Origin of the sequence: Gordonia desulfuricans NBRC 100010 (genome assembly GCF_001485495.1) — a bacterium.
In the GTDB taxonomy this organism is placed as follows: Bacteria; Actinomycetota; Actinomycetes; order Mycobacteriales; family Mycobacteriaceae; genus Gordonia; species Gordonia desulfuricans.
In genome coordinates this window covers 18,641-30,033 of record NZ_BCNF01000023.1, presented here as the reverse complement: position 1 = coordinate 30,033, position 11,393 = coordinate 18,641, and the positions used below count along the sequence as shown (strand labels likewise).

Here is an 11,393-nt window from a genome sequence, read left to right as displayed (position 1 = left end):
ATAGGCGAGGACCCGTGTCGAAACCCGGTGAGACGAGGATGTCCGCAACCACCGACCGCGGTCACCCGAGCCGGCGCAGCTCCCGGGCGAGCAGGTGCAGCGACACGGTCACCGAACGCTCGCGGACGGCGGCCCGATCACCGGGCAGATGCAGGGTGCGGGTGAGGGTTTCCCGGCCGGCGATCGCCACACCGAAGCAGACCGTCCCGACCGGCTTCTCGGGCGAACCGCCACCCGGTCCGGCGACACCGCTGGTGGAGACCGCGGTGTCGGCACCGAAACGGGCCAGTGCCCCTTCGGCCATGGCCGCCGCCACCGGCTCGCTCACGGCACCGAACTCGGCGATCATCGTGTCCGGGACGTCGAGCACCCCGGATTTGACGCTGTTGGCATACGGGACCGCGCCGCCCAGAACGTAGTCCGAGGAACCCGGGCGATCGGTGAGCCGTGCGGCGATCAGCCCGCCGGTGCACGACTCGGCGGTGGCGATCAGCCGGCCCTGTAGGAGGCCGGCGATCTGATCGTCGATGGTGGCGCCGTCGGTGGAGAAGATCTGTGTGTCGTGGTGGGACAGGAGTGCCTGTGCCAGTGAGGTGTACGAGTCGGCGGCGGTGGCGGGGAAGCGCGTCACGATCTCCACCTCACCGCGACGCAGGCAGGTGGTGATCTCGAGATCGTCGAAACCGGGGATCTGCCGCTCGATCGCCCGCAGCGTCGCGGCGAGCTCGGATTCGGGGAGGCCGAACGCTCGGATCGTCTCCTGCCGGTGCTCGGTCCGTCCGGCGATGGCGGCGGCGACCGGATCGGCGGCCAGCGCCCCATCCCACATGCCCTGCAGTTCCCGGGGCGGGCCGGGCAGGATCAGGATCGCGGGCACCGGCGCATCGGCGTCGGCGACCGCCGGGATGGCCACACCCGGAGCGGTTCCGACCGGTGGGATCGACTGTGCCCCTTCGGGAACCAACGCCTGCTTGCGGGTACCGGCACGGGTGGCCTCCGGGTCGAGACCGCCGGTGCCGCGGGCGCGTTGCCAGCGCGCGACGATCTCGCCGATCCGGGCTTCGAGTTGCGGATCGACATGCAGTGGCCGACCACAGAAGTCGGCGACCGTCTCGACGGTGAGATCGTCGGCGGTGGGGCCGAGCCCGCCGGTGGTGACGATCAGCGAGACCCGCTCACCGGCGAGGAACCGCAACTGTGCGGCGAGGTCTTCGGGCCGGTCGCCGCAGACGGTGATGTGGGCGACGTCGACGCCGAGTTCGAGCAGCCGCTGCGAGACCCAGGGGCCGTTCTGATCGGCGATCCGGCCGCTGAGGACCTCGGTTCCGGTGACCACGATTCCCGCGCGTACATTCACCCCGCCGAGCATAGTGTTCACGACGCTCGACGGGGTGTGCCGACGGTGACCGATCGGTGCGGGCGCGGCCCTCAGTTGTAGTTGGGGTTGTTGAAGTACGGGATCTGGATACTGATCGGCATCCGTAGTTCGGCCATGTAGAACAGGACGAACTGGCGGAGGAATTCGTCGAACAGCCAATAGGTCTCGCGGGGGATGCCCGCGGTGAGCAGTCCCTCGCGGATCGCGACGTAGGGGCCCCACGCGGTCTCGAGCAGCGGACTCCACACCGGCTCGCGGGGGATGTCGAGCCAGTTGGCGATCTTGTCGCCCAGGACGAATCGCGTCAACGCGCCGAGCACGCCGCGCGAGAGCAGCGTGAGGTCGAGGTTCATGCCCAGGTCGAGCAGCATGTCGGCGAGCTTCTTGCCCTCCGGGGTGGGCGCCAGGATCGGGTCGAGGACCTGCTGCGCCTGCGCATCCGCGGCGTCCCAGGAGTTGGGGATGTACTGGTCCTGGACACCCAGCATGTGTGCGGTGATCTGCCAGGAGTGCAGGAACCCGGCGGACTCGTCGGCGGCGATCGGCACCTTCCACTTGCGCAGGTTGCGCATCACCGACGTCGGCAGGCTGTGCCAGGTGACCATGATGTCGGCCTGCGAGATGGGGACGTCCTCCGGCGCCGACCGCACCCAGTGCGCCGACCGCGGCAGCAGATGCCGCACCCCGGCATGGGCCATGCGGGTCTTCACACAGGTCACGATCATCTCGCCGCCTGGCTGGTAGGCGTTCAGCGAACCGATGTCATAGCCGAGCTTGGCGGTCTTGGAGATGCGGTCCTTGAGGTCCCAGCCGCCCTTGGAGTAGTAGACCGCGCGGGCCTCCTTGGGGATGACGGTGCTCATCATCCCGCTGGCGAAGCCGTACAGCACGCCGAGGTAGGTGCCACGTTTCTGGTTGAAACGGACTGCGGCCGCGAGCTTGTCGTGATCGGTCCAGGCCGGCAGCTGCCGGGCGTGCTCGATGAAGTCACGCAGGTCCGACGGCAGCCCGGCCGGCAGGGGCTGGGAGTTGGTGCGCCAGTTCTTGAGGATGGCATTGACCGATTCGACCTGTCCGCTGTCGATGACGCGCGCGATGACCTGATCGGCCTCGTCGTCCCAGACCGCGTGGGGATCGGTGCCGCTGCCGACCCCCGGCACCGAGTGCGCCGGTGACCACGTCCACGGCGTCGCCTGTGTGATGGATGCCAGGGCACCGACGGCGCCGAGCGTGCCCCCGGCACGCAGGACGGCACGTCTGTTGAGGTGTTCCCGGTTGAGCTGATTCATGTGTCGTCTCCCGCCTATCGCCACCCGACTCGATGACGCGATGAAACAACGTGAGTAACGTTGTATCATCAGGCGTAGCACACGGTGATCGCGGTCACAATGGGTTCGGGACGGATTTGTGGAGGGAATGGATGGCTTCACCGACACCGGCGCCAAAGACCTTGCTGGAACGCGCATATGACGACGTGACCACCGCGGCCGAGGACGGCGCCGCCGACGACCCGACGCGGACCAGGCTGCTCGACGCCGCCTACGAGCAGTTCTGCCGCATGGGTATCCAACGCTCGTCGATGGACGAGGTGGCCCGACGGGCGGGTCTGTCGCGGGTCACGATCTATCGCAAGTTCGCGAGCAAGGACGCCCTCGTCGAAGAGGTGATGCGGCGTGAGTTCGGCACCTACATCGCACGCTTCCTCGACGACATCGCCCCCGCGGAGAGCGCCGCCGACCGCCTGGTCCTGGGGTTCGTGAGTTCCTACCGGTCGATCTCCCGTAATCCGCTGATCGCCGGACTGCTCGAGGCGGAGCCGTCGTTGGTGGCCGGCGCCGTGGTCGGCGGCGACGGCCGGACCATGGCCGTGGTGCGTTCCTTTGTGGCCCAACAGCTCCGCCGAGAACAGCGCGCCGGAACGGTCCGCGCCGACCTCGACACCGAACTGACCGCGGAGATGATGGTCCGGATCTCCACATCGCTGCTGACCATCCCGAGCCACATCGTCGACGTCGACGACGATGCCGCCCTCGCGGATGTCGCACGCCGCTATCTGGTCCCGATGCTCGAGGCCGAACCACGCGCACCGGCGGGGCAGGTCAGCCGGTGAACTGCCACGCCATCGCGGCGGCGACCGCACCGATCCCGTTGGCCGCCCAGTGCAGCGCCATCGGCGCCAGCAGACTGCCGCTGCGCAGCCGCGACCATCCCAGCAGTGCGCCGGCGGCGGCGGTGACGGCAACCGCGAGCAGCACCCCGACCAGGGAGGCAAAGGTACCGTCACCGACGATCTCGCGGAGCCCGTCGTTACCTGCGGTCAGTCCCTGCGACGATCCGACATGCCATGCCCCGAACAGCAGGGCCTGGATCCCGAGCGCGCCCCGCGTCGACGAGACACGCAGCAGCGCACCCAGCAGCGCACCCCGGAACAGCAACTCCTCGCCGATCACCGTCTGCAGCGGGATCAGCACCCCGGCGGCGAACAGTGCCTCCGGCAGGTCGGCGTAGGCGTCGTTGCGGAACAGCTCACGGGTGAACGGCAGCGCGACCCCGACCGCGGCGATCACCGCCACGACCACCACGATCACCACGGCCCACCGGATGCCGCGACCCAGCGTGTGCCGCGAGAGTCCGAGATCGCCCCAGCTCAGGCCGGCCAGCCGGACGGCGATCGTCACCGCCACCGCGACCCCGAGTACCAGCCACGAACCGGGTACACCGAAGACGTAGATACACAGCTGCACCACGACCAGTGCCGCCACGGTGCCCACCACGATGCCGACATCACGGGCTCTGCCCATCCCACCTCCCGATCGTGGCGCGCCGGACTCGTGGTCGGCACCGTCTTCCTGTGGCTTGCGGTCACGCCGTCGCTGCTGCCTCGCGGCCCCCTGTTCCAGGGCATCGTCAGCGGTGGTGCCGCCGCCCTCGGCTATTGCATCGGGGTGTTCTTCGCCTGGCTGGCCAGGTTCATGGTCTCGCGCAACCGGCGCTGGCCCAGTCCCGGCCGCTGGTTCTGGCTGGGTCTGGCCGTCGTCTTCGTCGTGGGCTCGGTGGTGATGCTCTACTGGTTCTCGGTGTGGCAGGACGAGATCCGCAGCCTGATGGGTGTCGAGCATCTGTCCTGGACGGCCTACCCGGTGATCATCGTCGTCGCGATCGTCGTCTTCACCGTGCTCATGCTGATCGGGCAGGGCTGGGCGTGGCTGCTCACCTGGCTGGTTCGTAAGCTCAACACCGTTGCACCACCCAGGATCTCGGCCATCGCCGGTGCCGTGGTGGTGGTGCTGCTGACCGTCTTCATCCTCAACGGCGTGGTGGCGAAGTACTCGATGCAGTGGCTCAACGCCAGCTTCGCCGCCGCCAACGACGAGGTGGGGGCCACCACGGGCGCGCCGGCGTCGACGCTGCGGTCGGGTGGTCCGGGTTCGCTGGTCAGCTGGTCGTCGCTGGGCCGTGAGGGTCGCATCACCGTCGACGGCGGCCCCACCGTGGAGCAGCTGAGCGCCTTCAACGGTGCGCCCGCGATGGAACCGATCCGTGCCTTCGTGGGTCTCGGATCGGGTGACGGCCTGCGCGCCAATGCGCAACTGGCCGCCGACGAACTGGTCCGGATGGGCGGTCTGGACCGCAAGGTGATCGCGATCGGCGCCACCACCGGATCGGGCTGGCTGAACAAGGCGACCATCGACACCATCGAGTACATGTACAACGGCGACACCGCGCTGGTGTCGATGCAGTACTCGTATCTGCCGAGCTGGCTGTCGTTCCTGGTCGACAGCGAACGTGCCCGTCAGGCGGGGTCGGCGTTGTTCGAGGCCGTGGACGCGCGGGTGCAGCAGGTGCCGGAGGCACAACGCCCCAAGGTGGTGGTGTTCGGTGAGAGCCTCGGATCCTTCGGCGCCGAGGCCGCATTCGGTACCGTGCCCACGGTCGCGGCCCGCACCGACGGCGCCCTGTTCGTCGGCCCCACCTTCAACAACACCCTGTGGGGGGATGCCACCGCGGCCCGCGATCCCGGCTCGCCGGAGTGGCTGCCCGTCTACGACGACGGGCGTCAGGTCCGGTTCATCGCCGACCCGTCCGACCTCGATCGGCCGGACGCACCGTGGACGGATACACGCGTGGTGTATCTGCAGCACGCCTCCGACCCGATCGCATGGTGGTCGCCGAGACTGATTCTCAACCAACCGGATTGGTTGCGTGAGGAACACGGTCGCGACGTCCTCGGTGCGGTGCGCTGGATTCCCTTCGTCACCTTCCTGCAGGTGTCGGCGGACATGGCGGTGTCGGTGGGGGTGCCCGACGGTCATGGCCACCACTATCTGTCGGCGATCCCGTATGCCTGGGCCGACATCCTGCAGCCGCCCGGGTGGACACCGGAGAAGACCCAGGAGTTGTTGCCGCTGTTGCACCGTGACTGACCGCACCAGGGGCGTACGGTGGGATCCGTACCGTCCCCTGGAGGTGTGACGAGCATGACCACAGTGGTGATAGTCGGCGGCGGTCTGGCCGGGGCCAAGACCGCCGAGGCCCTGCGGGAAAAGGACTTCGACGGCAACGTCGTCCTGTTCGGGGCAGAGGAGCGGCTGCCGTATGAGCGGCCGCCACTGTCCAAGGAGTTCCTGGCCCGTAAGAAGAAGCCGGACGAGTTCACCGTCCACGACACCAACTGGTACCTCGACCACCGCGTGGACCTGCGGCCGGGAACCCCCGTCGAGCGGGTCGACGCGGAAGCGAAAACGGTTGTGTTGCCGGATGGTTCGACCGTCGCTTACGACACGCTGGTGCTGGCCACCGGATCGTCGTCGCGGCACCTCGACCTGCCGGGAGCCGACGCCGCCGGTGTGCACCATCTGCGGACACTCGACGACGCCCGGGCCCTGGACGAGGCGATCGCCGATGGCGGGCGGCTGGCGATCGTGGGCGGTGGCTGGATCGGGTTGGAGGTGGCCGCCACGGCCCGCGAACGCGGCATGGCGGTGACCGTCGCCGAGGTGGAATCGTTGCCGTTGCTCCGCGCGCTGGGACCCGATGTGGCACAGGTCTTCGCGAATCTGCACCGCGCGCACGACGTCGACCTGCGGACCGGGGTACAGGTCACCGAGATCCTGACCGCCGACGGCCGGGCCGCGGGCCTGAAGTTCGCCGACGAGACCACCGTCTACGCCGATGCGGTACTCGTCGCCGCCGGTGCGATCCCCGATCTCGATCTCGCGATCAGCGCCGGTGTCGACATCGACGGCGGCGGAGTGCTGGTGGATGCCGGACTACGCAGCAGCGATCCGTCGATCTATGTGGTCGGCGACATCGCGAACGCAACGCATCCTATACTCGGACGTCGGGTGCGGACCGAGCACTGGGCCAATGCCCTCAACCAGCCGGCGGTGGCCGCGGCGAACATCGTCGGTGAGCACGCCGAGTACACCAATCTGCCGTATTTCTTCACCGATCAGTACGACCTCGGGATGGAGTACAGCGGGCTGGGCGGCGCCGACGACCGCGTGATCACGCGGGGCGATCTCGCCAAGCGCGAGTTCGTCGCGTTCTGGGTCGACGCCGCCGGACACGTGCGCGCCGGGATGCAGGTGAACATCTGGGATCAGCTCGACGACATCAAGAAGCTCATCGAATCCGGCAGTGCGGTCGACGTCGATCGCCTCGCCGATGCGCAGGTGCCATTGGCATCCCTGTTCTGAGCAGTTCGGGTTCGACCAGCGGATGGCCGTCGGCGTCGGGTGTCAGTTCCGCCCGAAGAACCGGGCGATCGGCCCGCGTTCCCGCTCGTGTCCGGTGCAGCGCTGGGAGGTGGGGATGCCGCGCATCACCTCGTCGACGTGCCGGCCGCAGCCGCGCCACGTCGGTTTGCCGCACTTGCCGCAGGTGACCTTCTGACACATGTGATTCTCCTTCGGTTGTCGATCTTCTCAGGGCCTGAACCGGGTTCGGGTGGCGCCTGGTTCAGGCGTGGGCGGGTTCGGCGTCGGGGACGACGAGAAGTCCGCCGGCGTCGCCGAGTCGGGCGCGCAGCGTCGACATCCCGCCCGAGAGATGCGCGACGTCGAGGCCCGCGGCTGCGAGGATTCGGGTCGCCAGATAGGAGCGCATACCGGATTCGCAGTACACCCGGAGCGGGCGTCCGGCGGCGAATGCGGTGATCTCGTCGAGACGTTCGCGGATCTCGGTGTGCGGCACCAGGAGTGCATCACGCACGTGCCCGGTCGCGTACTCCTGCGCCGAGCGGACGTCGAGCACCGCGGCCGACGATGCGACCTCGGCGAGCCGGTCGGCCTGCCACACGGTGACGGTGCCGTCCACGACGTTCTCGGCGATCATCCCGGCGAGGTTGACCGGGTCCTTCGCCGAGCCGTACGGCGGGGCGTAGGCGAGATCGAGGTCCATCAGGTCGGCGGCGGTCAGATGGGTGCGGATGGCGGTGGCCAGCACGTCGATCCGCTTGTCCACGCCGTCGGCACCGACCGCCTGTGCACCCAGGATCAGACCGTCGGTGACGCGGATGTGCATCAGGAGGTGGATGGCCTGCGCGCCGGGGAAGTACCCGGCGTGACTGTTCGGATGCAGGTGGACGGTCTGGTAGCCGATCCCCGCGGCCTCGAGTGACCGCCGGTTGGCGCCGGTCATCGCTGCGGCGAGGTCGCCGATCCGCACGATCGCGGTGCCGACCGGGGCCGGCATCGGGCGGGCCTTCGCGGGGCGCAGGACGGCGTCGGCCACCAGACGGCCCGCCCGGTTGGCCGGGCCGGCCAGGGCGACCGGCCGGCGCAGACCCGTGACCGCGTCGGTGCACACGGTCGCGTCGCCCACCGCCCAGATGCCGTCAATGCTGGTCGCGCCGTGCTCGTCGACGACGATCGCACCGCGTTCGCAGGCGACCCCGGCCGCGGCGAACGGTGCGGTGTCGGGGGTGACCCCGACCGACAGTACGACGATGTCGGCGGGCAGCCGTGACCCGTCGGCCAGCACGACGGTGGCGGCATGCCCGGTGCCGGTGTCGGTACCGGTGTCGCTGTCGATGGAAACCGCGGCGACGCCGTCGTGGACGGTGATGCCCAGGCGGCCGAGTTCATCCCGCACGAGTGAGGCCATCTCGGCTTCCAGGGGTGGCAGCACGTGGTCGGCGAGCTCGACGACGTCGACCTCGAGTCCGCGCATACGCAAGGCCTCGGCGGCCTCGAGGCCGATGAAGCCGGCGCCGAGGACCACCGCACGCCGGGCTCCGCCGAGGACGTGCTCGCGCAGCGCGACGGCGTCGCCGACGGTGCGCAGGGTGGTCACGACCGGGGAGTCGACACCGGGGATCGGTGGACGGACGGCGCGGGCGCCGGGCGCGAGAATCAGCGCGTCATAGGCCAGGGTGGCGGTGCCGTGCGGGGTCTGCACGTGCACCACCTTGGCCGCGGCGTCGACGGCGGTGACGTCGTGGTTGGTGCGGACGTCGAGATTCAGCGAGTTGCGCAGGGACTCCGGGGTCTGGACGAGCAGATCCGCCTCGGCGGCGATCTCGCCGCCGACGAAATAGGGGAGTCCGCAGTTCGCGAACGACACGTGCTCGCCCCGTTCGAGGACGATGATCTCGGCGTTCTCGTCGAGGCGGCGTGCGCGCGCCGCTGCGCTCATCCCACCGGCGACTCCGCCGACAACGATCAGTTTCATACCCCCGAGGGTATATACCCAGGGGGGTATCAACAAGGGTGGGTGGTCCAGATCTCAGGGAGCCACGGAGAGCCAGTCGGCCAGACCCGACGGGTCGTGCCGGCCGAGCGCGCCGTGCTCGAACAGCCCCCATCCCTGCCGCTGCGTGCCGTCGGCCTCGGTGCACACCGCACGGCCGACGTGGTCGATCACCCCGAACGGGATGCGGCCGGCCACTGCCGAGTCGGCCAGATCGTAGGTGCGCCGCTCGGTGAAACCCGCACCGCGCCAGACACCGTGCGTCCAGTCCGAATCCCCGCCGTAGCCGCCGCCGACGTGGATCGGCGCGGCGAGCAGTGAGCTCACCTCGAGCGTGACCGGCGCCCCCGACGCATCCGTGGCGGTGATCGTCGCGCCGTCGGGAATCCTCGTGCCGGAGCGGTAGTGCACGACGATCCGTGGCCAGCCGAGCTGTTCGACCCGGCCGTCTCGCCAGATTCGCGTGCAGTCGTTGAGGATTCGGTATCCGTCGGGCTCCTCCTGGACGATCAGGACGAGCTGGAAGTCGTCGAAGGCCATCGGGATGTAGTTCCACCACATGCCCTCGAACGGCGGATCGGCGGGCCGGCCCGCGGGTTCGGGCTCACCGACCGGACGGATACCCCAGGAGCGGTCACGGCTGCCGATCCAGACCTCCGGGTCGACGGCGATCTCGGTGCCGTCCACCGTGATCGACCCCGACCAGGAACCGACCTGCGCAAAACGCTGCGCCTCCAGGGTGACCCGCGTCCCGGTGCGCATGATGTGCGGGAGTTCCCGGTGTGCTCCGAACAGTCCGGTGAAGGTGAGGTCGACGGCGATCCCGTGGGTGTCGTCGAGCGTGAGGTGCAGGCGCCGAAGGGGTTCGACGACGTCGACGGCGTAGGCGCCGACGCGCTGGTTCAGCCGATCGGCGTCGATCGCGTCGGACAGGTGTACCGCCGTGTGGGTGGTGCCACCGCGGTTGATCAGCACGAAGGCGTCCTTGACGCCGAGATTGGGGTAGTAGCCGATCCCGGTGATCAGGAAGATCTCGCCGGTCCGGTCGTGGGCATTGAAGTAGGAGCGGTCGTAGAAGTTCCGGTCCGAGGTCCCCGGCCACGAGATGGGTTGTGGTGTCTGATGAATCGGGAACTCGTCGGCGGGTGACAGCATCTAGGCCTCGCCTTCGATCAGCCGGGCGAGCAGGTTGCGGTGATAGAAGAACTCGACGTCGATGTCCGACGGTGGTGGTTGCTCGCCGAAGTGCACGCGGCGTGCACCGGCCCGCAGGAACACGCAGCACCAGACGACGCCGGCGAACACCGAGAACCAGCGCAGGTCGGCCAGTTCCACCCCGGTGCGCTCGAGATAGCGTTCCCGGACGTCGTCCTCCCGGAGCAGATCCGGCATCCCCGGGAGGCCCGCCATATCGGCGAGTTCCTGGAAGACGTTGTGGGCGAAGATCAGCCACGAGACATCGAGCTCGCGGGGGCCGAGGCAGGCCATCTCCCAGTCGAGCAGTGCGACCGGGGTGAAATCCTCGTAGATCACGTTGCCGATCCGGGCGTCGCCCCAGCACAGCACCGGTGGTCGGGCGGCGGCGTCGGCGGGGAGGTTGGCCGTCAGCCATGCGAGTGCGCCCTCGGCCAGCGGCGAACGCCCGACGGATGCCGCCGACGACTCGTACCAGTCGGCCAGCCAGGCGAGTCTGCGGTGCAAGGTGTCGCCTCCGGCGGGCATCTCGTCGTCGAGGAAGCCGAAGACGGTGGGCGCATCGGTGATCGAGTGCAGCTCGGCGATCCGGTCGATCGTCGAATCCTGCACCCTCCGTTGTTGTTCCGGGGTGGCTTCGAAGAGCCAGTTGGTGCCGAAGGTGTACGGCATCACATCGGGTGGGATCAGGCCGTCGATCCGCTCCATCAGGAAGAACGGCGAGCCGAGTACCGCGCCGGTGGTCTTGAGGTGGTGCACCCTCGGGATCGGGACCCCGGTGGTGCGGGCGAGCAGCGACATCACCTCGTACTGGTGGTCGAGGCGGTAGTGGTCGAACACCGGGATGTCCTCCGGGCGCGGCTGCATCCGCATCACCCAGCGCTCGGATTCCGGGTGGTGGCCGGAAGGCCATGTGGCGTCGACCATCACGGTCTCCGATGACATCCCGTTGGCGTCGGTGCCGGCGTCGACGGTCAGGGCGGGCCGTACCCCGGAGTCCGCGGCGAGGTGGTCTGACAGGGTGTCGGCGAAGGCGGCGATGTCGCGTGCGGAGCGTTGAAGATGCATGAGAAAACCTCCCGTCGGCCACGCTACGTCGAGACGCGTTGCGGACGGGAGGTTTTGGCAG

General features: G+C 68.9%; 10 protein-coding genes. 3 read left to right on the top strand and 7 right to left on the bottom strand.

The window, feature by feature from the left end:
* Positions 1-61 precede the first annotated feature (61 nt).
* Both GD1_RS04235 and GD1_RS04230 read right to left on the bottom strand, forming a co-directional pair.
* The gene (locus GD1_RS04235) at positions 62-1,357 is read right to left on the bottom strand and encodes a competence/damage-inducible protein A (protein ID WP_217997886.1); all 1,296 of its coding nucleotides are present in this window, start codon (positions 1,355-1,357) and stop codon (positions 62-64) included.
* 71 nt (positions 1,358-1,428) lie between these two features.
* Positions 1,429-2,667 carry an oxygenase MpaB family protein gene (locus tag GD1_RS04230; protein WP_053778391.1) on the bottom strand — a complete coding sequence of 413 codons (1,239 nt, stop codon included), beginning with the start codon at positions 2,665-2,667 and terminating at the stop codon, positions 1,429-1,431.
* A gap of 131 nt (positions 2,668-2,798) precedes the next feature.
* On the opposite strand from GD1_RS04230, the gene GD1_RS04225 reads away from it, so the two are divergent.
* Positions 2,799-3,488: a TetR/AcrR family transcriptional regulator gene (locus GD1_RS04225; protein ID WP_059035879.1), complete on the top strand. Its 690-nt coding sequence runs from the start codon at positions 2,799-2,801 to the stop codon at positions 3,486-3,488.
* Here the strand turns inward: GD1_RS04225 and GD1_RS25350 are convergent.
* Positions 3,478-4,179, bottom strand: a complete 702-nt coding sequence (locus GD1_RS25350; protein ID WP_059035884.1) for a CPBP family intramembrane glutamic endopeptidase — start codon at positions 4,177-4,179, stop codon at positions 3,478-3,480. The two genes, GD1_RS04225 and GD1_RS25350, sit on opposite strands and share 11 nt — an antisense overlap.
* Positions 4,180-4,209: 30 nt before the next feature.
* Here GD1_RS25350 and GD1_RS04215 point away from each other — a divergent pair, with 30 nt between their 5' ends.
* On the top strand, positions 4,210-5,802 hold the full coding sequence (locus tag GD1_RS04215; RefSeq protein ID WP_244882507.1) for an alpha/beta hydrolase: 1,593 nt from the start codon (positions 4,210-4,212) through the stop codon (positions 5,800-5,802).
* A gap of 54 nt (positions 5,803-5,856) precedes the next feature.
* The gene (locus GD1_RS04210; protein WP_059035877.1) at positions 5,857-7,077 is read left to right on the top strand and encodes an NAD(P)/FAD-dependent oxidoreductase; all 1,221 of its coding nucleotides are present in this window, start codon (positions 5,857-5,859) and stop codon (positions 7,075-7,077) included.
* A gap of 42 nt (positions 7,078-7,119) precedes the next feature.
* On the opposite strand, the gene GD1_RS24935 is transcribed toward GD1_RS04210, so the two are convergent.
* From GD1_RS24935 to GD1_RS04195, 4 genes are all read right to left on the bottom strand, one after another.
* The gene (locus GD1_RS24935) at positions 7,120-7,278 is read right to left on the bottom strand and encodes a DUF8730 family Cys-rich protein (protein ID WP_169798175.1); all 159 of its coding nucleotides are present in this window, start codon (positions 7,276-7,278) and stop codon (positions 7,120-7,122) included.
* A 61-nt stretch (positions 7,279-7,339) separates the two neighbouring features.
* The gene (locus GD1_RS04205) at positions 7,340-9,052 is read right to left on the bottom strand and encodes an FAD-dependent oxidoreductase (protein WP_059035875.1); all 1,713 of its coding nucleotides are present in this window, start codon (positions 9,050-9,052) and stop codon (positions 7,340-7,342) included.
* A gap of 54 nt (positions 9,053-9,106) precedes the next feature.
* Positions 9,107-10,225, bottom strand: a complete 1,119-nt coding sequence (locus tag GD1_RS04200) for an Rv3169 family protein (RefSeq protein ID WP_059035873.1) — start codon at positions 10,223-10,225, stop codon at positions 9,107-9,109.
* Entirely contained in the window at positions 10,226-11,332 is a 1,107-nt protein-coding gene (locus tag GD1_RS04195) for a phosphotransferase family protein (protein WP_059035871.1), read from the bottom strand.
* Positions 11,333-11,393 lie beyond the last annotated feature (61 nt).